The sequence below is a fragment of the Arthrobacter sp. MDT2-3 genome (assembly GCF_059090465.1).
Genome location: NZ_JBNHFS010000005.1, coordinates 248,687 through 270,599 on the forward strand (window position 1 = coordinate 248,687; position 21,913 = coordinate 270,599).

General features: G+C 63.5%; 22 protein-coding genes. 11 read left to right on the forward strand and 11 right to left on the reverse strand.

Features of this window, described 5'->3' with window-relative positions; all coding sequences use genetic code 11:
• The first annotated feature begins 727 nt into the window (after positions 1 to 727).
• Both AC5RUQ_RS16220 and AC5RUQ_RS16225 read left to right on the forward strand, forming a co-directional pair.
• On the forward strand, positions 728 to 1,444 hold the full coding sequence (locus tag AC5RUQ_RS16220) for a class F sortase (RefSeq protein ID WP_493948357.1): 717 nt from the start codon (positions 728 to 730) through the stop codon (positions 1,442 to 1,444).
• A gap of 640 nt (positions 1,445 to 2,084) precedes the next feature.
• Positions 2,085 to 4,502, forward strand: a complete 2,418-nt coding sequence (locus AC5RUQ_RS16225) for a glycosyl hydrolase family 95 catalytic domain-containing protein (RefSeq protein WP_493948358.1) — start codon at positions 2,085 to 2,087, stop codon at positions 4,500 to 4,502.
• Positions 4,503 to 4,535: 33 nt separating this feature from the next.
• Here AC5RUQ_RS16225 and AC5RUQ_RS16230 read toward each other — a convergent pair whose 3' ends face one another.
• From AC5RUQ_RS16230 to AC5RUQ_RS16240, 3 genes are all read right to left on the reverse strand, one after another.
• On the reverse strand, positions 4,536 to 4,685 hold the full coding sequence (locus AC5RUQ_RS16230) for a hypothetical protein (protein ID WP_493948359.1): 150 nt from the start codon (positions 4,683 to 4,685) through the stop codon (positions 4,536 to 4,538).
• A gap of 80 nt (positions 4,686 to 4,765) precedes the next feature.
• Entirely contained in the window at positions 4,766 to 5,239 is a 474-nt protein-coding gene (locus tag AC5RUQ_RS16235; protein ID WP_493948360.1) for a VOC family protein, read from the reverse strand.
• 86 nt (positions 5,240 to 5,325) lie between these two features.
• Entirely contained in the window at positions 5,326 to 5,709 is a 384-nt protein-coding gene (locus tag AC5RUQ_RS16240) for a VOC family protein (protein ID WP_493948361.1), read from the reverse strand.
• A gap of 124 nt (positions 5,710 to 5,833) precedes the next feature.
• Between AC5RUQ_RS16240 and AC5RUQ_RS16245 the strand changes: the two genes are divergently transcribed.
• Together AC5RUQ_RS16245 and AC5RUQ_RS16250 are read left to right on the forward strand one after the other, a co-directional pair.
• Positions 5,834 to 6,235 (forward strand): DUF3054 domain-containing protein, encoded by a 402-nt coding sequence (locus tag AC5RUQ_RS16245; RefSeq protein ID WP_493948362.1) that lies wholly within the window; start codon positions 5,834 to 5,836, stop codon positions 6,233 to 6,235.
• A gap of 113 nt (positions 6,236 to 6,348) precedes the next feature.
• Positions 6,349 to 6,630 (forward strand): Lrp/AsnC family transcriptional regulator, encoded by a 282-nt coding sequence (locus tag AC5RUQ_RS16250; RefSeq protein ID WP_139029459.1) that lies wholly within the window; start codon positions 6,349 to 6,351, stop codon positions 6,628 to 6,630.
• A gap of 13 nt (positions 6,631 to 6,643) precedes the next feature.
• Here the strand turns inward: AC5RUQ_RS16250 and trpD are convergent, their stop codons facing one another.
• The gene (gene trpD / locus AC5RUQ_RS16255; protein WP_493948363.1) at positions 6,644 to 7,702 is read right to left on the reverse strand and encodes an anthranilate phosphoribosyltransferase; all 1,059 of its coding nucleotides are present in this window, start codon (positions 7,700 to 7,702) and stop codon (positions 6,644 to 6,646) included.
• A 148-nt stretch (positions 7,703 to 7,850) separates the two neighbouring features.
• On the opposite strand from trpD, the gene ctaE reads away from it, so the two are divergent.
• From ctaE to qcrB, 4 genes are all read left to right on the forward strand, one after another.
• A complete protein-coding gene (gene ctaE, locus AC5RUQ_RS16260) occupies positions 7,851 to 8,489 on the forward strand; it encodes an aa3-type cytochrome oxidase subunit III (protein WP_493948364.1) in 639 nt (212 codons plus the stop codon).
• A gap of 86 nt (positions 8,490 to 8,575) precedes the next feature.
• Positions 8,576 to 9,364: a cytochrome bc1 complex diheme cytochrome c subunit gene (gene qcrC / locus AC5RUQ_RS16265; protein WP_493948365.1), complete on the forward strand. Its 789-nt coding sequence runs from the start codon at positions 8,576 to 8,578 to the stop codon at positions 9,362 to 9,364.
• A gap of 101 nt (positions 9,365 to 9,465) precedes the next feature.
• Complete coding sequence (gene qcrA, locus AC5RUQ_RS16270; RefSeq protein ID WP_493948366.1) at positions 9,466 to 10,539, forward strand: cytochrome bc1 complex Rieske iron-sulfur subunit; 1,074 nt, start codon at positions 9,466 to 9,468, stop codon at positions 10,537 to 10,539.
• Positions 10,517 to 12,187: a cytochrome bc1 complex cytochrome b subunit gene (gene qcrB, locus AC5RUQ_RS16275; protein ID WP_493948367.1), complete on the forward strand. Its 1,671-nt coding sequence runs from the start codon at positions 10,517 to 10,519 to the stop codon at positions 12,185 to 12,187. The genes qcrA and qcrB overlap by 23 nt, the downstream gene beginning before the upstream one ends.
• Before the next feature lie 132 nt (positions 12,188 to 12,319).
• Here the strand turns inward: qcrB and AC5RUQ_RS16280 are convergent, their stop codons facing one another.
• Positions 12,320 to 13,090 carry a GntR family transcriptional regulator gene (locus AC5RUQ_RS16280; protein ID WP_493948368.1) on the reverse strand — a complete coding sequence of 257 codons (771 nt, stop codon included), beginning with the start codon at positions 13,088 to 13,090 and terminating at the stop codon, positions 12,320 to 12,322.
• A gap of 168 nt (positions 13,091 to 13,258) precedes the next feature.
• Between AC5RUQ_RS16280 and AC5RUQ_RS16285 the strand changes: the two genes are divergently transcribed.
• Positions 13,259 to 13,552 (forward strand): HPr family phosphocarrier protein, encoded by a 294-nt coding sequence (locus AC5RUQ_RS16285; RefSeq protein ID WP_493948369.1) that lies wholly within the window; start codon positions 13,259 to 13,261, stop codon positions 13,550 to 13,552.
• A 120-nt stretch (positions 13,553 to 13,672) separates the two neighbouring features.
• On the opposite strand, the gene AC5RUQ_RS16290 is transcribed toward AC5RUQ_RS16285, so the two are convergent.
• The 5 genes from AC5RUQ_RS16290 to AC5RUQ_RS16310 form a co-directional block, all read right to left on the reverse strand.
• The gene (locus AC5RUQ_RS16290; RefSeq protein WP_307095005.1) at positions 13,673 to 14,074 is read right to left on the reverse strand and encodes a cytochrome c oxidase subunit 4; all 402 of its coding nucleotides are present in this window, start codon (positions 14,072 to 14,074) and stop codon (positions 13,673 to 13,675) included.
• Complete coding sequence (ctaD, locus tag AC5RUQ_RS16295; protein WP_493948370.1) at positions 14,071 to 15,798, reverse strand: aa3-type cytochrome oxidase subunit I; 1,728 nt, start codon at positions 15,796 to 15,798, stop codon at positions 14,071 to 14,073. Before ctaD ends, AC5RUQ_RS16290 begins: the two co-directional genes overlap by 4 nt.
• 10 nt (positions 15,799 to 15,808) lie before the next feature.
• Positions 15,809 to 16,681, reverse strand: coding sequence for an aa3-type cytochrome oxidase subunit II (gene ctaC / locus AC5RUQ_RS16300; RefSeq protein WP_493948371.1), 873 nt, complete (start codon positions 16,679 to 16,681; stop codon positions 15,809 to 15,811).
• Between the two features lie 188 nt (positions 16,682 to 16,869).
• Positions 16,870 to 17,259, reverse strand: a complete 390-nt coding sequence (locus AC5RUQ_RS16305; RefSeq protein WP_493948372.1) for a HesB/IscA family protein — start codon at positions 17,257 to 17,259, stop codon at positions 16,870 to 16,872.
• 216 nt (positions 17,260 to 17,475) lie between these two features.
• Positions 17,476 to 18,915, reverse strand: a complete 1,440-nt coding sequence (locus AC5RUQ_RS16310; protein ID WP_493948373.1) for a dipeptidase — start codon at positions 18,913 to 18,915, stop codon at positions 17,476 to 17,478.
• 89 nt (positions 18,916 to 19,004) lie between these two features.
• Between AC5RUQ_RS16310 and AC5RUQ_RS16315 the strand changes: the two genes are divergently transcribed.
• Positions 19,005 to 19,607 (forward strand): DUF3043 domain-containing protein, encoded by a 603-nt coding sequence (locus AC5RUQ_RS16315; protein ID WP_493948374.1) that lies wholly within the window; start codon positions 19,005 to 19,007, stop codon positions 19,605 to 19,607.
• A 135-nt stretch (positions 19,608 to 19,742) separates the two neighbouring features.
• On the opposite strand, the gene AC5RUQ_RS16320 is transcribed toward AC5RUQ_RS16315, so the two are convergent.
• Positions 19,743 to 20,813 carry a quinone-dependent dihydroorotate dehydrogenase gene (locus AC5RUQ_RS16320; protein ID WP_493948375.1) on the reverse strand — a complete coding sequence of 357 codons (1,071 nt, stop codon included), beginning with the start codon at positions 20,811 to 20,813 and terminating at the stop codon, positions 19,743 to 19,745.
• Positions 20,814 to 20,904: 91 nt separating this feature from the next.
• On the opposite strand from AC5RUQ_RS16320, the gene AC5RUQ_RS16325 reads away from it, so the two are divergent.
• Positions 20,905 to 21,900 (forward strand): alpha/beta hydrolase, encoded by a 996-nt coding sequence (locus AC5RUQ_RS16325; RefSeq protein WP_493948376.1) that lies wholly within the window; start codon positions 20,905 to 20,907, stop codon positions 21,898 to 21,900.
• The last annotated feature ends 13 nt before the right edge of the window (positions 21,901 to 21,913 follow it).

Genomic DNA, 21,913 nt, shown 5'->3' on the forward strand with positions numbered 1-21,913 from the left:
CTGGGCACGGGTCGCAAATGTATTGTTTCCCGCCCCCTCCCGGGTCCGATACAAAACGCCGATAATCTACATTATGTAAAGTTGCAGTTGAGAAGGGTTGGAAGTAGCACCCATTTCCAGTCTCATGCTTTCCCCTGGTGGACTTAAGCAGGATCGCGCTCTAGCGTTCAAGCTGACTGCACGATGAGGAAAATCAAACTGGTGGGGGCCATTAGATGCGAAAAGCTATTGCCGTTTTAGGAATCGCGGGGCTGGGAATGGCTGGCGGAAATGCTCCCGCCGTCGCGGCCCCTGTCGCAAACCAATCGGGCGCGTTAATCTGCCACCTCACAGAGTCGGGCACGTATGAGCCGTTTCTTGTCTCTCGCCATGGCATGATCCATAACCTGAATGGCCATGGAAGTCACAGTGGCGACATCATTCCGTTTCCCGGGTTTGGCGGTTCCCCTGCTGGCCAGAACATGACCCCGGAGAACGTTGTGATCTTCAACAACGGTTGCGTTGGAGCGGCGGGCTCACCGGCAGGTCCAGCCGTTCCCGCTCCACCGGCAAACCCCGCCGTTCCCGCTCCACCGGCAAACCCCGGGAAAGCGCCGGGCGTTGCCAGCACGAATCTGGGATACAACGTGGATACCGGCGTTCAAGCGCAACCTGTCCGGACGGAATCCGTCCATCTCCTCCCCACCTGGTTGGGCTGGGCCAGCGGCCTCCTCGCGGCCGGATGCGTATGGACGGTCTGGAGATCAAGGGCCCACGCGAAGGGCTCTGCCCGATAAAAGCCGTGCTCGCCGTACGTCTCCAACAGTTCCGAGGCACCTCTGTTCTTGCAGGCAGCCTCGCGGGCTTGCTGCTGGTTGCCGGGTGCGGCGCTGCATCAAATGTCAATCCACCCGCGGGTTCTGTGGGGTCGCCGCAAGTCATCAGTGAACGGCGTCCGGTTCCGCATGCTGCTAGCGATCCGGTGGCTTCCCCACCGATTCGCATACGCTACCCCGCCGCCGGCATGGACGTTGCCGTTCACGCCCTCGACCCTGATGCGGAAGCCGAGGCCAGCCGCAACCTCGTGCCGCCGGAGACGATGGACGGCTATTGGCTGGCGTCCTTTGGTTCTCCCGGTGCAGGCTCCTCGAACACAACCTATATCATCGGCCATAGTTGGGTAGGGCGGGAGGCACCGTTCAATAAACTGAGCACAGCAACCGCTCCGGGCGACAAGCTGACAGTTTGGACAGCGGCGGGGAACCTGGACTTTCAAGTGGATTCGGTCGCTACCTACACGAAGGCAACCCTGCGGGACAGCACCGTCTGGGCTGTTGTACCCAACAGGCTGGTACTGATCAGTTGCCACACGGGCGATCCCAATGGCAAGAACGTAGTGGTCACCGCGTCCCCTTCGCCAACCGGCCGTAGCGGCCCATCGCCCACCCGTTCCTATTGGCGGTGATCTACCAACCAACGAGGCAGGTCATACGGGATTCCCGGCAACGGCCCTCAGAAGGACATTGGGGGTCTTCACCCTGCATAGACCGGCTATTGGGACGGCTTCAAGACTGGCGTTGCGCCAACTACCGCCCGGGGCGAGATGTTCGGCTTAGCCCTGTTTCCTTATTCCCACCGGCTCTTGTTGCCCGCCTGAGACGTAACGCGAAGTAGACGACGGCGGCCCCGCTTAGAACTCCCAGCGTCCATGTGCCTTCAATCCCGAACAGCGGACCACTGGTACATACACTTGTAGCGCCCGAGCCCTCTGCGGCATCAAGGCACTCACCACGTCTGAACCCGAGGTAAAGGACGTTGAAGACGACTAAGCCCAGGATCGCCATAGCCCAGGGCCACCGCGGTGAGCTGTTCTCTGAATTTGCGTCCATGAGTTCACCCTATGGACGGGCAGCGGAAAAGCGTTCCCGCAAAGGTCTCGGTCCGAACACATTTATTGACCGAAACAACGAACTGAATAGACGTGGTGCGGCACTAACAGTGCCCAACCGCTCCGCCGGGTAAAGTGCACGCCATGACATCAACGTGCCCAAAACTTCAGCCGTCCCGTAGCCTCGGGCACGTCCCGGAAAGCCTGCTTCCCTGACATGACGGCCAACGACCTTTACTACACCTCCCCAGCGCTGGACTGGCTGGACGGGCTTCCCCTGGGCAACGGCCGTCTCGGCGCCATGGTGCTGGCGGCTCAACACCAGGTCAGGCTGCAGGTCAATGACAGTACGGCATGGTCAGGGAGCCCGGCCAGCGAGCACCGCTGTGGAGCCATCAGCCCTAAAGTTGCGTCGGCCGCCCTTGCCAGTGCGCGGGCGGCGATAGCCGAGGACCGGCCGGTTGATGCAGAACGTGACCTCGAGGCACTGCAGGGCCGGTACTCCCAGGCATACCTGCCGTTTGCCGACGTGTTCATAGAGACCCTGAAGCCCGGCCGGCTGGTGGAACGTGGCCTGTCCCTTCGCTCGGCTACGCACAGCAGCCTTCAGGAGGCGGCCGGCACCAGCATCCGGCAGGAATCCTTCATCAGCGCCCCGGACCAGGTACTGGTCCACCGGCTCCGCTCTGAGTCCCCCACTGAGGTCATCCTGCGCCTCCAGACTCCCCTTCGCCAGACGTACTGCGCGTCCGGATCCAGCGAACTCTCCCTGCAGCTACATCTTCCCGCGGATGCCGCTCCCGGCCACGAACCGGACGAGCCGCCCCTGACCTGGGAATTGCCGGGGATCGCACCGGTGGCCGGCGCGGCTGTCTTGGCCCTGGCCCACGATGGACAACCCGGCGCTGCCGGCAGCGATGGTGGTACTGCGTTAGTCGTCCTTTCCGGTATCACCGAACTGGTCTTGGTGCTGGCCACCAGCACCACTTTCACGGCACCCGGCCACCCGCCGCGCGGCAGTGCCGGCGATTGCGCCGCAGAAGCCTCCGCCCGTGCCCATGCAGCCCTGGACCGTGGCTTTGACGTGCTGTGGAAGGACCACGTGGAAGCCCACAGGTTCCTCTTTGACCGGGTGAGCCTGGTCCTCGAGCCGCGCCCCGATGCGCAAACAATCCTTCCAAACCTGCCCACAGACCAGCGGATCCTGTCGGCCGCCGGACAGCCAGGCGCCGCTCCGGCTGCTGATCCCGGCCTGGTGTCGCTGCTCTTTGATTACGGGCGGTACCTGCTGATCTCGTCCTCCCGGCCCGGCTCCCTGCCGGCAACGCTGCAGGGAATCTGGAATGACGAACTGCAGCCGCCATGGTCCTCCAACTACACGCTGAACATCAACACTGAAATGAACTACTGGGGAGCAGAAGCAGCCAACCTTGCCGAGTGCCACGAGCCACTGCTGGACCTGGTGGAGGCACTGGCAGAACACGGACGTGCCACGGCTCGAACCCTCTACGGAACGCGCGGCTGGGCAGCGCACCACAACAGTGACGCCTGGGCGTTTACGTCCCCCACGTCCGGACATGCCAGCTGGTCCCAGTGGGCAATGGGCGGCGTGTGGCTCGTTTGCCACTTGGATGAGCGGCGACGCTTCGGCTCAGCCACTCCGGACGAATTGCGGCGCTTCTGGGCGATCGCAGTCGGAGCCGCAGAATTCGCATGCGACTGGCTCATCGACGACGGCGGCGCCACTTTGCAGACCCGGCCCTCCACCTCCCCCGAAAACTGCTACCTGAGTGGACAAGGCAGGGCCGCCGTTAGCACCTCCACCGGAATGGACCGGGCGCTGCTGAGCTGGCTCTTTGACACCGTACTTGCCCTGGCTGAAGAAGTAGGCGAAGCGGACCACCCCATTGTGCGGGAGTCTGCCACTGCACGGGCGCGGATCGCTCCCCCGGCCATCAGCAGCGGTACTGTCCTCGAGTGGGGCCCATCCCACCCCGAAACGGAACCGGACCACCGGCACGTTTCGCACCTGGTTTTTGCCTATCCCGGCAGCACTCCCCTGTCCCGTGACCTGCGCGCGGCGGTTGGCACAACGCTGGACCGCAGGGGCGACGACTCCACCGGCTGGTCACTGATCTGGAAGCTGTGCCTCCGCGCCCGGCTCGGGGAACCGGAGCGGGTAGCCGACCTGCTGCGCCTTATCTTCAGGCCTGTCGCCACCACGGCCGTGGACCACTCCGGTGGCCTCTACCCGAATCTGTTCGCTGCGCACCCGCCTTTCCAAGTGGACGGAAACCTCGGGTTCATCGCAGCGGTGACGGAGATGCTCCTCCAGAGCCACGCCGGAGAAATCCGCGTGTTGCCCGCGCTTCCGGGGGAACTCGCCGCGGGCAGCGTCAGCGGGCTGGTTGCCCGGCCAGGCATCACCGTTGACATTCGCTGGGAGCAAGGCGCCGCCGTCGAACTTTCATTGACGCCGCGCAATGCCGCGGCTTCCCGGGCGCACACGGTGTGCATCGGCGGATGGACCCGTTCCGTGGAGTTGCGGTCCGGCTATCGCACGCGGCTGGTCGCTGCCGGCGCGGAGTTTCATATTTCACATATCGACGCACCCGCCGGGGCTTTCGTGGCATAGCCCGGGCCCGCTGCAGCAACAGGGGCTGGCAAGTCAGCGGCGCGGCCTGATCCCTGCCCCGACGACTGCGCCAATGCCGAGGCCCAGGGCGAAGCCGATAAACGGGCTGTCAAAGACAGCAAGGCCCAACGTGATTCCGACGGCGGCTCCCACGAGGCAGCAGATCCAGAGCGGTTTATTCATTGGACCTGCTGCCGGCCGGGTTTTCCGGGAGTACTGCCGTAATTGGATCGGGCATCCACCCAGGTACGGCCACCCGGGAGTCAGCCGTCGTAGGCTCTCTGCAGTTCAGCAATGTCCAGTTTCCGCATTCCGAGCATGCACTGCATCGCCCGCTGCGACCCCTGTGGGTCCGGCCCGGCAATCAACGAGCCCAGTACGGAGGGAACGATCTGCCAGGATACTCCGAAGCGGTCCTTGAGCCACCCACACTGGCTTTCGCTGCCACCGTCCGTCAGGGCCGTCCAGTAGCGGTCCACGGCCTCCTGGTCCTCGCAGTCGACCACAAACGAGACTGCCTCGGTGAAACTGGAAGCCCGTGCACCATTCAACGCAGTGAACCCGCGGCCTTCCAGCTCGAACTCGACGGCGATGGCCTGGCCTGCGGGACCGGGCGCACCTTCGCCAAAGCGCGAGATGTTGAGTATCTTCGAGTCGTCGAACACTGACGTGTAGAACTCTGCGGCCTCTTCCGCCTGGTTTTCGAACCAAAGACATGTCCCGATGGTGCGTGGCATAGTTCCTCCCTTCCGGCTTGAGCCTAGTGCTGAAGCCCCGGGGGGACAACGGCCTTAAGGCGCAAGTGGGCTCACACGTCGGGCGGTCAGGGGGCGGATGGTCCTGCCGCCAGCTGGCTGACGAGTCCCAGCGTGTTGCCCTCGCTGTCCCGGATGAATGCCAGCCACTCGTCCGTGCCTGCCGGACCAAGAAGCCCGTCAGTGTGGCTGTAGATCACGTGCGGCGCCGCCACTACGTCCACTCCCCTGCCCGTGAGCTCCTCCACGGACTTCCTTACATCCGGAACGTCCAGATACAAAAGAGCCCGCGGGGCACCGGCTTCCAGCAGCAGCCGCACGCCGTCGAGGTCGAAGAACACCAGGCCGGGCGGGTCGAACACCGCCGTGGGTTGGACCGCCAGCAGCTCGGAGTAAAATTCCGCTGCGCGCCGGAGGTCGCCGGCGTACTGGGCAACCTGGATCAACCGCATGGTTCCCGCCTTCCTTCTGCCTGGTTCGTCCATCCTGCTCAATGACCGGATGTCCGGCAAGGGGTAACCGAGCGTCCGGTAGGGCGGCGCAACTGGAACGCTGCCAATTGCTAGGCTCGAAAGCATGACACCACCGATCCACCGGACCCGCCCTTCGTCCCCGGGACGGCTGGCAGCAGCTGCAGCCATCGCCGACGCCGTCCTGATCCTGGTGTTTGCCGCCGTCGGCCGTGACGCCCACCAACGGGGCGACGTTGTTGCCGGAGTGCTGCTCACTGCCTGGCCGTTTTTGGCCGGGGCAGCCCTTGGCTGGATGGCGGCAAGAGCATGGCGCAACCCCTTGTCGGTGCGCTGGACGGGCCTGGCGGTTTGGCTGGGTGCCCTGGGGGGCGGCATGGTGCTCCGGTTGCTGACGGGCCAGACGGTTGTGCTGCCGTTCATCATCGTGGCATTGCTGAGCCTGGGGCTGCTGCTGGTGGGGTGGCGGCTGGCATGGGCAGGGGTCCGGCGGCTCCGGAGCGCCTGAAAGAAGGTGGCGTGGCTGAGGTCCGCGGGCAGCCCGCCCTGATGTAATAGGCTGGCAGCACCGAGAAGCTTGCCGGGCTATGCTACGGCGCAACAGATCCGGAAGGATTTATCGTGATCACCGCATTTGTTCTGATCAAGACCGACGCTGCCCGCATTCCTGAGACGGCCGAGGAGATCTCAGCGATCGAGGGCATCAGCGAGGTGTACTCCGTTACCGGCGAATGGGACCTGATCGCGGTGGCACGGGTTCCCCGGCACGAGGACCTGGCCGACGTTATTGCGGACCGCCTGTCCAAGGTTCCTGCCGTCGTCCACACAACAACGCACATCGCATTCCGCGCCTACTCCCAGCATGACCTGGACGCTGCTTTCGCCCTCGGCTTCGAGCAGTAGCCGGGCAGGGCGATCACTGACGGCTCAGCGAGACCCAATTCTCCAGGACGGCTGCGGCAGCGCCTGAGCCAATGGATTCGGCTGCGCGGCTGAATGCCTTCTGCATCCGGTCGAGGAACGGGCCGTCCGCACCGGTGTCGAACGCCACCAGGCCGGCTGCCGCATTAAGGAGAACGGCGTCCCGGGCCGGACCTTCCTTGCCAGCAAGGACATCGCGGACCACCGCGGCATTGGCCTGGGCGTCTCCCCCGCGGAGCTGCTCAACAGTTGCCGGTTTGATGCCCAGGTCCGCTGGGGAAAACGTCAGTTCCGTCACACTGCCATTGCGGATCTCCCAGACAGTTGAGGGACCCGTGGTGGTCAGTTCGTCGAGCCCGTCATTCCCGCGGAACACCAGGCCACGGCTTCCGCGCTGGGCCAGGACCCCGGCAACCAGCGGCGCCATTCTTGAGTTCGCGACGCCCACTGCTGACGCCTGCACTTTGGCAGGGTTGGTCAGCGGGCCAAGGAAATTAAAAGCGGTGGGGATGGCCAGTTCGCGCCGGGGCACGGCTGTGTGCCGGAATGAGGGGTGGAAAACCTGGGCGAAGCAGAAGGTGATGCCCGCATTCTCAGCATTGCGTGCCACCTGTTCGATGGACAGGTCAAGGCGGACGCCCAGTGCCTCCAGCACGTCTGCCGAGCCGGACGACGACGACGCCGCCCGGTTGCCGTGCTTAACCACCTTCGCGCCTGCCCCGGCAGCCACCAGGGCGGCCATCGTGGAAATGTTCACGGTGTTCAATTGGTCACCGCCCGTCCCGACGATGTCCAGCTTTTCACCTGTGATGGAGACCGGCCTGGCGTGGGCCAGCATGGCGTCGACCAGGCCGGAGAGCTCTTCGACGGTTTCGCCCTTGGCGCTGAGGGCCACGAGGAATCCGGCGATCTGGGCGGGCGTCGCTTCCCCGGACATGATGGTGTCCATAGCCCAGGCGGTGCTGTCCGCCGTGAGGTCCTTGCCGCTGATCAGTGCCGAGATCAGCCGCGGCCAGGTGTGGCCTGGCGCCGCTGCAGATGCCTGTGAAGTCACCTGCTGATGCTATCGGGGGATGGCCGGGAGTGACCAATATGAACGGGCAGGGAAACTTTTTGCGGGGATTTCGCGTCTTTGTAGAAAAAGTCCCCCGAAAAGGCGGTTTGCGTTGGGCAGCACGGACTTTTACAGACATAATGTCTATGTGACATCTGCGACCCATGCCCCCAGTACCCCGGCGCACCCCACGCTGAACCGCCCCAATATGGTTTCCGTTGGAACCGTTGTGTGGCTGTCCAGCGAGTTGATGTTCTTCGCCGGTCTCTTCGCCATGTACTTCACCCTGCGCTCCACGAGTGCGGAAATGTGGGCGGATGAGACGGCCAAGCTCAACTTCCCCTTTGCGCTCGCCAACACGATCGTCCTCGTGGCAAGTTCATTCACTTGCCAGATGGGCGTCTTCGCCGCCGAGCGGCTGCAGCCGCGCCGAACCGGCGGGGCCTTCCAGTTCGCCCGCTGGGGAATGAACGAGTGGTTCACGCTGACCTTCCTTATGGGGGCGTTCTTCGTCGCCGGCCAGGCCACGGAATACGCGATGCTGGTTTCCGAGCACGTCTCGCTCTCCTCGAACGCCTATGGTTCGGCCTTCTACATGACCACCGGCTTCCACGGCCTCCACGTGATCGGCGGCCTTGTGGCCTTCCTCCTGATCATGGGCCGTTCCTTCGCCGCGAAGAAGTTCGGGCACTTTGAAGCAACGTCTGCGATCGTCACCTCGTACTACTGGCACTTCGTGGATGTCGTCTGGATCGGCCTCTTCCTGGTCATCTACGTACTCAAGTAGCCAGCTTTGATTCTTTTTCTACAAGAGGCAGAATTTCAGGTAGCGGCTCCCGGAGCCGGCGCAGGATCGAATAAAGGAACCACCACGTGAAGGCACTCTCGCAAAAGCGGCGTCACCCACTGGCAGCAATCGCGCTGCTGCTGATGGGGCTCCTCATCACCGGCGGGCTGTACGCCGTGGCCACCACCGTCAACGAGGCCAAGGCCTCCACCACCACCTTCAGTGCAAATGACGTCGAAGAAGGCGGCAAGCTCTTCGCCGCCAACTGCGCCACCTGCCATGGCATGGGTGGGAGTGGCTCCCAGGACGGCCCGTCCCTCGTCGGTGTTGGCGCCGCATCGGTTGACTTCCAGGTGGGCACCGGCCGCATGCCGATGCAGATGAACGGCCCCCAGGCTCTGGAGAAGCCCGTCCAGTTCAACGATGAGCAGACCCACCAGCTTGCAGCCTATGTTGCCTCCTTGGGTGCCGGCCCGGCAATCCCTGAAGAGAGCCTGCTCGACGAAGGCGGCGATGCAGCCGCCGGTGGCGAACTCTTCCGCACCAACTGCGCCATGTGCCACAACGCTGCCGCTGCCGGCGGCGCCTTGACCCGCGGTAAGTTCGCGCCTGCCCTGGAGGATACGTCCGGCAAGCACATCTACGAGGCCATGGTCACCGGTCCGCAGAACATGCCGGTCTTCAGCGACTCCAACATCACCCCTGAAGGCAAGCGCGACATCATCACCTTCCTGAAGCAGATTGAAACCAGCGGCTCCCCCGGCGGCGCTGAGCTGGGATCCCTGGGTCCCGTCGCAGAAGGCCTGTTCGTCTGGGTAGCAGGTCTCGGCGTCATCATCGCCTTCACCATCTGGCTGACCTCGCGGACGTCCTAGGACCTCCGCGAAGCCCTCCACAACTTCTGCTGATCCGTCAGCAGCTTGATATTAGAAACTAACCCGGCACCCGCCGGGACGAGAGAAGGATGAGGCGAATTATGGGCAACCATAGTGACGGCAGTCCGAACCACTCGGGCACCGTAGCTACGGCTGGTCAGAATGAGGTGGAGAAGTTCCAGGACCCTGGAATTCCTCCGCACCGTTTGCGCCTGGCTGACACGGACCCGAAGGCCGCAAAGCGGGCAGAACGGCAGGTCGCCTTACTATTTGGCATCTCTGTTGTTGGAACCCTGATCTTCCTGGTGGCGTACTTCGCCATTGATCTGGGAGCCGGCGAATCAACTATCGGCAACATCCGGCTCCAGAACATGCTCCTGGGCCTTGGAACGGCTTTCGCGATGCTCGGCATCGGTACCGGTATCGTGCACTGGGCCAAGGCCCTGATGCCGGACCACGAAGTCTCCGAAGAGCGCCACGCCATCCGCTACGAAGAGGACCGCCAGGCTGCTGTCCGAATCGTTGACGACATCGTGGAAGAGACGGGCATCAAGCGCCGTCCGCTGATCCGCAACACCCTGCTGGGTGCAGTTGCACTTGCCCCGCTGCCTGCGGTTGCCATCTTCGGTGACCTCGGACCGCGCCCGGACAACAAGCTTGCCCACACCATGTGGGCACCCACGGACGGCAAGCTCAAGCGCCTCGCCCGTGACCCTGACGGAACGCCCATCAAGGCCTCCGACGTCACCATCGGTTCAGCCTTCCACGTCATCCCGGAGGGCCTGAACGAACTTCACGAGGGCAAGCTCAACGAGAAGGCCAAGGCCGTTGTGCTGCTCATGCGCCTGGATCCCGACTCGCTGAACCCCTCCGCGGGCCGAGAAGACTGGGGTTACAACGGCATCGTTGCCTACTCCAAGATCTGCACCCACGTCGGTTGCCCCGTTGCTCTCTACGAGCAGCAGACGCACCACCTGCTGTGCCCGTGCCACCAGTCCACCTTCGACCTCACGCAAGAGTGCAAGGTGATCTTCGGCCCCGCCAGCCGGCCGCTCCCCCAGCTGCCCATCGCAGTTGATGACGAGGGCTACCTGGTCGCCACCAGCGACTTCAAAGAACCTGTAGGACCAAGTTACTGGGAGCGTGATATGCATGAGCGCAGCATCAACAGCTGAGCCCGCTTTCGTCGCCAAAACCAAGACAGGCCGGTTCACCGACTTCGTCGATGCACGTGTTGGCGGTTCCGGAATCCTCCGTGAATTCGGGCGCAAGGTCTTCCCGGACCACTGGTCCTTTATGTTCGGCGAAGTAGCTCTGTACTCCTTCGTCATCCTGCTGCTTTCGGGCACGTTCCTGACGTTCTTCTTCGATCCGTCCATGGCGGAGACGCATTACGACGGCTCCTACGTTCCCCTCAAGGGCGTTGAAATGTCGGTGGCCTATAACTCGTCACTGGACATCTCCTTCGATGTCCGTGGTGGCCTCTTTATGCGCCAGGTCCACCACTGGGCAGCACTGCTGTTCGTGGCTTCCATCGCCGTGCACATGCTGAGGGTCTTCTTCACCGGAGCCTTCCGCAGGCCCCGCGAAATGAACTGGGTTGTCGGCAGTGTCCTCCTGATCCTGGCTATGGCCGCAGGTTTCACGGGTTACTCCCTCCCCGACGATCTGCTCTCCGGCAACGGCCTGCGCATCATCGACGGCGTGATCAAGTCCATCCCGATCGTGGGCACGTACATCTCGTTCTTCCTCTTCGGCGGAGAATTCCCGGGCACTGCCATCATTGGCCGCCTGTACATGCTGCACATCCTCCTGGTGCCGGCACTGATCCTGCTGATGATCGTCCTGCACCTCTTTATGGTCGTCGTGCACAAGCACACCCAGTACCCCGGTCCGGGCCGCAACGACAACAACGTTGTGGGTTACCCGCTGGGTCCTGTCTACGCTGCGAAGGCCGGTGGATTCTTCTTCATCGTCTTCGGTGTCCTGGCCCTCATGGCCGGGTTCTTCACCATCAACCCGATCTGGAACTACGGTCCGTACGACCCCTCCCCCGTTTCGGCCGGTACCCAGCCCGACTGGTACATCGGCTTTGTTGACGGCGCGCTGCGCCTGATGCCCGGTACGTTGGGAGACTGGCAGGTCGAGCAAAACTGGTTCGGCTACGTGTTTAGCTTCAACGTCCTGCTCCCGGCCCTGGTGCCCGCCGGCATTCTGTTCACGGTGATGTTCATGTACCCGTGGATTGAGCGGTGGATCACCAAGGACGACCGTGAGCACCACGTGCTTGACCGTCCGCGCAACGCCCCGACCCGTACCGCCATCGGAATGGCCGGCTTCGTCTGGTATTGCGTGATGTGGGCAGCTGCAGGTTCCGACCTCATTGCCACCCACTTCGGTGTCTCCTTGAACGATGTCACGTACTGGTTGCGTACCCTGTTCATCATCGGCCCGATCATTGCGTTCATCGTCACCAAGCGGGTGGCCCTGGCCCTGCAGCGCAAGGACCGCGAGATCGCCCTCCACGGACGCGAGACCGGGCGTATCGTCCGACTCCCGCACGGCGAGTTCATCGAGGTGCACGCACCACTGGACGAGTACAAGCGCTACAAACTCGTGGGCTTTGAGTCGCCTGAGGTTCTGCCGGCAGTACCGAATGAGCACGGTGTGGTGACCCGCAAGGAGAAGCGGCGCGCATTCCTCTCCAAGTGGTTCTTCGAGGACCGTGTAGCTCCGGCCACCCCTGCTGAGCTGGAAGCGGCCCACGGCCACGGCCACGCAGCAGTTGAAGCACCTCAGGAAGCAAAAAGCCTGAGCCACTAGGCACGCAGTCTGGTTCCAAACAGGAAGGCCCGGTCCAAATGGACCGGGCCTTTCTGTTTCCCCTCCACCGCTGTCAGGGCACGCTGCAGGAACAACCAAGGCGGGCGGGGGTCGGGGCAGAGGCTCGCCAGCTTAGAGGTTACGGGACCGCCGCGCCCCCGGGCGCTGCAACGGGACCCACAGCTTATAGCGGTCGGCGCGGTAATAGGAGACGGAGTAGTCCACCATGGTGCGGGAAACAAAAGCGTGGCGCTGGATTTTGAGCAACGGAGAGCCGACTTCGACGTTGAGCAGCCGGGCGGTGGAGGGCGATGCTGCGGTCGCCTCGATCATGTCCTCTCCCCACTCCATCACGAGGCCGAACTGTTCGCTCAGCACGTTGTACAGCGAGGTGGGGGGCTCTCCGTCCAAGAGGCCGGGAACGCGGTGGGCCGGTATGAAGTTCTCATCCACGCTCATGGGCTCCCCGTCCGCCAACAAGAGGCGCCGGAAGCGGACCAGTGGCGTGCCCTCGTCCAGCTGAAGCTCACGGGCCAGGAATGCGCTGGCTCCGATTTGTTCGAAGCTCAGTACTTTGGCTGCGGGAACCATGCCGCGGCGCTGCATCTCCTCGCTGTACGAGGTCAGCTTCACCTGCAGGTCCAGCTTTGGCCTGCGAACGAACGTGCCGAGCCCCACCACGCGCTCGATGACTTCCTCACCAACCAGCGCGTCAATCGCCTGCCGCACCGTCATCCTCGCAAGCCCAAAGCGCTCCGCCAGGTCGCGTTCGGAGGGCAGCGCGGAGCCCGGCCGGCACTGATCGGCAATGTACGTACGAAGGATCTCGCGCAGCTGGACATAGATTGCAGTTCCGCTGGTGCGGTCGATTTCGCCGGCTATTGCCCCTGCGCTAGCCGCCATGGTGGGTCTCCCCTGGGTTCACGTTCACCTAGCCATTTTATGACAGGTCTAGACCACCCGCCGCCGCCAGCTGGCCGTATTTAGCCCGACGGGTACACGGGCCGCTATATTTGGACAGGAATTTTTTCAGCACCGACGGATGGGGCCGTCACCAACAAGGAGTTCGCGTTGCCAACACAGAAGGCCGTGGTCACAGCCCCGATCGGACTGCACGCGCGTCCGGCGGCTGTATTCGTCCGGGCGGTGACTGAAACGGGGCTTCCCGTGACCATCACCAAGGCCGGCATCAGGAGAGTGGATGCGCGGTCGCTATTGCACGTAATGGCCGCAGATTTTCCCTGCGGCTGCGAAGTGGAACTGGGCATCGAGGATTCGGCCTTGAACGGTGCCCTGAGCCGCGAGAAGGCCGAGGGTGCCCTCCGGACCCTGGGTGAGCTGTTGGAGTCGCAGGGGCGGGAATAAGACCCGGGCAAAGGGCAACCTGAGGGGAGGCCGGCCACGCCAGGGCGCGGCATTAAAAGTACAAATAACGACGGCGGGCCCCACCAAAAAAGTGGGGCCCGCCGTCGTTGTTCTTTTTGCCTAGTGGGCGTGGTCGCCGCGGCTGTACTCGTATACCCAGCCGATAAGTGCCACAACGGCCAGGCCGGCCGCGATGTAGACGATCCAGAACCCTACTGCCAGGCCCAGGAAACCTGTGGCGCACGCCAGACCGAGGACCAGCGGCCACCAGCTCCAGGGGCTGAAGTGCCCCTGCTCGCCGGCACCCTCGTGGATCTCCGCATCACTGCGGTCCTCAGGGCGAAGGCCGACGCGCTTGCCGGTGAAACCGAGGTAGCCGCCAATCATGCCGGCGAGGCCGCCGACCAGGAGGATACCGAGGATACCGACCCACTCACCCCAATCGGTGAGGAAGCCGTAAATCACCGAAACCGGTACGAAGAAGAAGACTCCGGAACCAAAGATCCATGACTCAATTTTCACTGTGCAGTGTCCTTCTGGTCGGCGTTACCGAGCACGTTGGCCGCGGGAGCCGGTGACTCGATGGTGTGGACCTGTCGAAGCTCGGGGTGGTGAAGGTCCAGCGCTGGCCGCTCGGAACGGATCCGGGGCAGCGAGGTGAAGTTGTGCCGCGGCGGCGGGCAGGACGTCGCCCACTCCAGCGAGGCACCGAAGCCCCAGGGGTCATCAACCTGCACCTTTTCGGCACTGCGCCAGGTGATGTAGACGTTCCAGAAGAACGGAATCAGCGATGCACCGAGGACAAACGAGGCAACCGTGGAGAACTGGTTCATCCAGGTGAAGTTGTCCTCCACCAAGTAGTCGGCGTAGCGGCGGGGCATGCCCTCAACGCCGAGCCAGTGCTGGATGAGGAAAGTGCCGTGGAAGCCCAGGAACAGGAGCCAGAAGTGGATCTTGCCCAGGCGTTCGTTGAGCATCTTGCCGGTCCACTTGGGCCACCAGAAGTAGAACCCGGCGAACATCGCGAACACCACCGTGCCGAACACCACGTAGTGGAAATGCGCCACCACGAAGTAGGAGTCGGAGACGTGGAAGTCCAACGGCGGGGAGGCCAGGATGATGCCGGTTAGGCCGCCGAAGAGGAACGTGATCAGGAAGCCGATGCTCCACAGCATGGGCGTCTCGAACGTCAGCGAGCCGCGCCACATGGTGCCGATCCAGTTGAAGAACTTCACGCCTGTGGGCACCGCGATGAGCATGGTCATAAACGCGAAGAACGGCAGCAGCACCGCACCGGTGACGTACATGTGGTGTGCCCACACCGTCACGGACAGGGCAGCAATGGCGATCGTGGCGTAAACCAGGCCCTTGTAGCCGAAGATCGGCTTGCGGCTGAAGACCGGGAAGATCTCGGAAACGATGCCGAAGAACGGCAGCGCGATGATGTACACCTCGGGGTGGCCGAAGAACCAGAACAGGTGCTGCCAGAGCACTGCACCGCCGTTCTCCGGATCAAAGATGTGCGCACCGAAGCGGCGGTCCGCTCCCAGGGCGAACAGCGCGGCGGCCAGCGGCGGGAACGCCATCAGCACCAGGATGGCGGTGACCAGGGTGTTCCAGGTGAAGATCGGCATCCGCCACATGGTCATGCCGGGGGCGCGCATGCAGATGATGGTGGTGATGAAGTTGACCGCACCGAGGATGGTGCCGAAGCCGGACAGCGCCAGGCCGAACACCCACAGGTCCCCGCCGATGCCGGGGCTGAAGGTGGTGTTGGACAGCGGAGCGTAAGCGAACCAGCCGAAGGACGCAGCGCCCTGCGGGGTGATGAACCCGGACACCGCGATGGTGGAGCCAAAGAGGAAGAACCAGAAAGCCAACGCGTTCAACCGCGGGAACGCAACGTCAGGTGCGCCGATCTGCAGCGGCATGATGACGTTCGCGAAACCTGCGAACAGCGGGGTGGCGAACATCAGCAGCATTACGGTGCCATGCATGGTGAACAGCTGGTTGTACTGTTCCTTGGTCTGCAGGATCTGCATGCCCGGTTCGAACAGTTCGGCACGGATCAGCAGCGCCATAACGCCGCCAAGGCAGAAGAACACAAACGACGCAATCAGGTACATGTACCCGATGGTCTTGTGGTCGGTGGAGGTGATCCAGTTGACGACGATGCGCCCCTTGGATTTTGGAACCACGGGAGCCGTGAGAACTCCGGTGGGTGCGGATTGAGTGTACGTAGCCACGTCGCTCCCCTTACTTAATTTCGTTCAGGTTCGGGTTGCGGTCGTACTCCACACCGAGGAGGCCCGTGTTGCCGGCGGCCTTGAGCTCTTCCAGGTGCGCCTGGAATTCAGCTTCCGAAACCACCTTGACGCGGAACAGCATTTCCGAGTGGTACTCGCCGCAGAGTTCGGCGCACTTGCCGTCGTAGGTGCCCTCTTTAGTGGGGGTAAACCGGATGTAGTTGGTCTTGCCCGGGATCATGTCGCGCTTCTGCAGGAAGGCGGGAACCCAGAAAGAGTGGATCACGTCGCGTGCGTTGAGTTCGAGGTCAACTGACTTGTTGACGGGCAAGTACAGCGTGGGGAGCTGTTCCTTGTCGATCGTGTTGCCGGTCAGGTGCGCCTGGACGCCTGCCTCGTAGACGTCTTCTTCGATGACGTCGCCGGCTTTGTAGTTGAAGTCCCATGCCCACTGCTTGCCGCGGACGTCGACAACGACGTCGGCGGGCTGTGACCGGTCATCAATGGCCTGCTGGTCGCGGTCCGTGAAGTAGAAGAACACCAGGACCATAAAGAGCGGAATGGTCAGGTAAAACACTTCCAGCGGAAGGTTGAAGCTGGTCTGGCGCGGGAAGCCCACAGTGCCCTTGCGGCGCCGGTAGGCCACGAGGCACCAGACGATCAAGCCCCAGGTAATGATGCCCACAGCCAAGGCGGCGATCCATGAGTTGACCCAGAGGTCCATGATGCGGTCGCTGTTGCTGGTGGTGCCACGTTCTGTGGGCAGCCACCCCTTCTCTACCTCTGGCGAACATCCGGTCAAAACCAACGCGCCGGCAATTGCCAAGCTTGTGATCGTGGTGATCGTTTTGCGTCGGCTGCCGGTTCGGTTCTGCGAACTCACAGACGGCCCTTCCTACTTGTTGCTGCTGTTGTCCGGGCAGCCATCGGCGCCGCGGGCACACTAAAAGTTTTACTACTCGGTGTAGAGCTTACCGCTCCGCCGGGAGTTTCGCCCACATGTCGGCGCCGCGCCTCCTTCCGTGATTATTGGGAGGGGGCGCGGCGCCGGCATCGGGCGAAATAACCGGCTTAGTGGAAGGAGTCTCCACAGGCGCAGGAGCCGCCGGCGTTCGGGTTGTCGATGGTGAATCCCTGCTTCGAGATTGTGTCCTCAAAGTCGATGCTGGCACCACTGAGGTAGGGGACGCTCATCTTGTCCACAACAACTTCGACGCCGTCGTAGTCCCGGACAGCGTCGCCGTCCAGGAGCCGTTCGTCGAAGTAGAGCTGGTAGATCAGTCCTGAGCAGCCGCCGGGCTGCACAGCAACCCGGAGCCGCAGGTCGGTGCGGCCTTCCTGCTCGAGAAGACTGCGGACCTTGCCTGCTGCGACGTCGGTCAGGTTGACTTCGTGGACAGGCAGTTCTTCACTGGCCGCGCTGGTGGTCTGGGTGCTGTTCTCATTGGTTGCGGTGCTCATTGGCCTACCTTCTTAGGACGGTCTGGCGGCCCCGCGCTAACGGTGCCTGCCCCTACGGATTCGGTATGGGCTATAGCTACATGCTACGCGGGGCGCACGTGTAGCTCTAACTCCTGACGTAACCACGGAAGCCTCTTCCTTGTTCCCGCGGAGCGACTTCCAGCTTACGCTTCGGGGTGCGGCCAGGGGTGGCGTCAGGACGACAGGCCGCCGCGTCTACAGTCCCTCGTTCAGGCGTGACAGCAGCAACGCTTCCGCCAGGATGGCTTTCCGGAAATCCCCAAGGTGCAGTGACTCGTTGGCGCTGTGGGCGCGGGAGTCCGGGTCCTCTACACCGGTCACCAGGATCTGCACGTCCGGATACACGTCCATGAGGTCGGCGATAAACGGAATCGAACCGCCGATTCCCGTCTCCACGGCCTGAACGCCCCATGCCTCCCCCAATGCCCACATCATCATCCCTGCCGCGGCAGAAGAGGTGTCAGTCTTGAACGGGTTGCCGCTCTCCCCCGGCGTGAAGGTAACCTTGGCGCCGAAGGGAGCGTGGGCCTCCACGTGCTTGCGGACGGCCTCCATCGCTTCTTCAGGAACCTGCCCCGGCGCAAGCCGCAGGCTGAACTTGGCCCGTGCCCGGGGCAGCAGGGTATTCGAGGCCACGTCAACGGCAGGTGCGTCAAAGCCGATGATGGACAGCGCCGGCTTGGTCCAGAGCCGCGAGGCGATGCTCCCCGAGCCGGCGAGGCGGACGCCCTCGAGCACTGAGGCATCCGACCGGTAGTCAGCCTCCGGGAACTCCACCGTCGCATTGTCGAAGGCCACAAGACCCCGGATGGCGACGTTTCCGTCGTCGTCATGAAGGGTGGCGATCAGGCGGGACAGCAGCGTGGGGGCATCCAGCACCGGTCCCCCAAACATCCCTGAATGGACCGCGTGCTCCAGGACCTGGACTTCGATGGTTCCGTCCACCAAACCGCGGAGGCTCGTTGTCAGGGCCGGAACACCCACCTTCCAGTTGCTGGAATCGGCGACGACGATGGCATCAGCACGGAGCAGCTCCCGGTGTGCCTCCAGGAAAGGCCGGAATGTGGGGGAGCCTGCTTCCTCCTCGCCCTCGAAAAAGAAGGTCACTCCCAGGCCCAGCCCGTCCCCCAGGACCTCGGAGACCGCCGTGAAGGCCGCGATGTGGGCCACGATGCCGGCTTTGTCGTCTGCGGCGCCGCGGCCGTACAGGCGCCCATCCTTCTCAACAGCCGTGAACGGTTCGGTATCCCACAGTTTTTCGTCGCCCGCGGGCTGGACGTCGTGGTGGGCGTACAGCAGGATGGTCGGCTTGCCTTCGGCGGCCGGGCGGCGGGCGACGACGGCGGGGCCGCCCGGCGTGCCGTCGGATTTGTCGCAGCCAAGGACCTGCACATCCTTCAGGCCAGCCCCGCGGAGCAGTTCCGCCACGGCTTCGGCACTGCGGTCCAGAGGCGACCGGTCGAAGCTGGGCCAGGCGATGCCCGGAATCGCGACCAGTTCCTTAAGGCTGGCCAGGGTGCTCTCAAAGGAACGGTCGATGGCGGCCCGGAGGTCCTCCGTGCCGGGGTTTGGGTCGAGGCCGGAAGGTGTGGAGCCGGCAATGTTGTTGGGGGTGGCCGTCGGAGATGAAGTCATGGAAAAACATTACCCTCGTCACTTTCAACGCCCTGGCAGCCGTGACAGTAGGGCCGGAAGGCCAAGCCGCCGCAAGGTATTCTGTTCAGGTGTTCGGACGTAAAAAAGAAGCGCCCTCGGCGCAGGAATTATCAGACCAGCAGGCTGCGGAAGCTGCGGCCCGCCAGGACGGCATAGCCGGCAAGGGAGCTCCCACTCCAACGCGCAAAGCCCAGGAGGCTGCGCGGAAGCGCCCGTTGGTGCCGGAGGACCGCAAAGCCTCCAAGGCTGCCGAGCGCCAAGCCATCCAGGACCAGCGGCTCAAAATGCGCCAGGCGCTGGACACCGGCGACGAGAAGTTCCTGCCGCTGCGCGACAAGGGACCCCAGAAGCGGTTTACCCGTGACTATGTGGACGCACGGTTCAGCCTCGGTGAGTACCTCATGTTCGGCGCCCTCGTCTTCGTCCTGGTTTCCCTGGTGGTGCCTGCGTCCAGTGACCTGATGATCTACGTCCTGGGCGGTTTTTGGGTGATGTTCCTGGCCGTCTTCGTTGACGTGTTTATCCTGTCCCGCAAGCTCCGCAAGAGGTTGACCGAGAAGTTCGGCGAGGTGGAGCGGGGCACGGTCTGGTACGGCTCCATGCGTTCGCTACAGTTCCGGAAGCTGCGGCTGCCCAAGCCTCAGGTCAAACGCGGACAGTACCCCGCCTAACCTGGTTCCCCGCGTCCTCCCATTCAATAGACAACGAAACCCCGGCGGAATGTCCGCCGGGGTTTCGTTGCAACCAGGGGTATATGCCCACCGCACCCGGTACGGCGGCGGCAGCCGCTTCAACGCAACGACGCGCTAGGACCGCCGGTTCTTCGCCAGTTGCCGGTTGATGCGCGATGCCCAGAACGGCCCTTCGTAGAGGAAAGCCGTATAGCCCTGGACCAGCGTGGCCCCAGCATCCAGCCGGTCCTGGACGTCCTGCGCCGTTTCTACTCCGCCAACGGCCACGAGGGTCAGGGCGTCACCGGTGGTCTGCTTGAGCCGGCGCAGCACTTCCAGGGAACGCTGTTTGAGCGGAGCGCCGGAGAGCCCGCCCGCACCGCACTTTTCCACCAGGTCTGCAGGGGACGCCAGGCCTGTCCTGGCGATAGTGGTGTTGGTGGCAATGATGCCGTCCAGCTTCAGGTCCAGGGCAAGGCGTGCGACGTCGTCGATGTCCTCGTCGCTGAGGTCCGGAGCGATTTTCACCAGCAGGGGAACGTGGCGGCCCGCTGCACGGTCGGCTTCTTCGCCGACGGCGGTCAGCAGCGGCCGGAGGCTTTCCACGTCCTGCAGGAGCCGAAGGCCGGGGGTGTTGGGCGAACTGACGTTGACCACAAGATAGTCGGCGGCGGGCGCAAGGCTGCGGGCACTGGCCAGGTAGTCATCCACAGCATCAGCCAATTCAACAACCTTGGTCTTGCCGATGTTGACTCCGATGACCGGGCGCACCGCCGGGTGCCTGCGCTGAAGTGCGGCACGGGCGGCCTTGAGCCGCGGGGCGACGGCGGTGGCGCCGTCGTTATTGAATCCCATCCTGTTGATTACGGCACGGTCCTCTACCAGGCGGAAAAGGCGCGGCTTTTCGTTGCCCGGCTGGGCCTGGCCGGTAATGGTGCCCACCTCAACGTGGCCGAACCCGAGCTGGCTCAGTGCCTCAATGCCATGGCCTTCCTTGTCGAAACCTGCGGCAAGGCCGAAGGGCGAGGGAAAGGTGACGCCGAAGGCGGTGGTCTGCAGCGACGGTGCCGGGGCCGTCAGTTTCTCCAGGACCTTCCCCGCACCGGACCGATGTGCCAGCCGGATGGCCTTGAACCCTATTGTGTGGGCGCGCTCGGCGTCCATCCATGAAAAGGCCAGCCTGAAGAATGTGGGATAAACGCGCATGCCTCCAGTCTTCCGTCTTGGCGGGCCCACACCAAAATGAGCACGGACCAAAATGACGCGGGCCGGCCAAGCGGCGGAATAGCATAAAGCCATGGAATGGCAGCGGGACATCCTGGGCGAGGAATTCGAGTCCCATGCCTTTACAGCCGCCGGACCGGACGGTGTGGAGCGGACCGCCACGCTGGTGCGGTTCCGCCCGGCCGTAACTGGCGTCCTCCCGCCGGGGCACCGCAGGGCCGTCCTTTTCCTGCACGGCTGGAGCGACTATTTCTTCAATGTGGATCTTGCCCGCTTCTGGTCTTCGGCCGGCTACGACTTCTACGCACTGGACATGCATAACCACGGCCGGAGCCTGCGTCCGGAGACTCCGGGCGGTTACGTCTCGGACCTCGCCGACTATGACGCCGAGGTTGAGATGGCGTGCCGCCTGATCAGCCAGGAGGGGACTAACCGGCCGCTGACCCTGATGGGGCATTCAACGGGAGGGCTGGTGGCTGCGCTGTGGGCCAGCAGGCATCCCGAAGCGGTCTCGCAGCTCATCCTCAACAGCCCATGGCTGGAGATGCATGGAAGTGCGCTGGTGCGGCGCGCGGCGTCAAGCATGGTGGGACCTGTTGCCCGTTTCCGGCCGGAGGCTGTGCTCAGGCTTCCGGAGCGCGGCTTCTACTGGCGGACCATCAGCAGTTCTGCGGATGGGGAATGGTCCCTGGATGACCGCTACCGGCCGCCCATGGCTTTCCCGGTGCGAGCCGGTTGGCTCAGTGCGGTACTCGCCGGCCACGCCAAGGTGGCGCGCGGGCTCAACATCGAGGTTCCCATCCTGGTGCTGTTATCCCGGGGAAGCGCGAACGGACTCTTCTGGTCCGAAGAGATGCGGCGGACGGACGCTGTGCTGGACGTCAACGTTATTGCTGCCCGCGCCCTCACCCTGGGCCGCACCGTGACGGTGGAAAGGATTGAGGGCGCACTGCATGACGTGTTCCTCTCCCCTGCCGCTGTGCGTGCGGACGCCTACGCGCGGCTGTCGCGCTGGCTCCGCGCCTACGGCGACCTGGCAGACGCCGAAGAGGGTCCCAAACAACACTGACCGGCTGTTCCTG